The 400-nt window shown below is 37.8% G+C and carries 1 pseudogene; it reads right to left on the minus strand.

The features are described from left to right. Window positions 1-400, minus strand: a pseudogene (locus E3E33_RS10755) (NAD-dependent DNA ligase LigA); the annotation flags it as partial.

Below are 400 nucleotides of genomic sequence, written 5' to 3' on the forward strand. Positions count from 1 at the left end.
TTTTGGGAAAATAATTTCCTGTTCATCGCCCTTTCTTAATTCTGCTAACGATTTTACAATCTGCGGAATAACATCACCTGCACGTTCAATTAAAACGATATCACCAATTTTTAAATCTTTCTCTTTAATGTATTCTTCATTATGAATGGAAATGCTTGATACCGTTACACCACCTATTGCAACAGGCTGCAACTTAGCAACGGGTGTAACTGCCCCTGTTCTGCCAACCTGATATTCTACATGTAATAATTTAGTGGTGGCTTGCCTTGCTTTAAACTTAAATGCAATAGCCCAACGGGGATGGTGAGATGTCATTCCTAACGTATCCTGCAATTCAATGCTGTTTACTTTAACTACCATGCCATCAATTTCATATGGCAGGTTATCACGTTTTTGTTCA

It is taken from the genome of Thermococcus sp. GR5 (assembly GCF_012027535.1).
Lineage (GTDB): Archaea > Methanobacteriota_B > Thermococci > Thermococcales > Thermococcaceae > Thermococcus > Thermococcus onnurineus.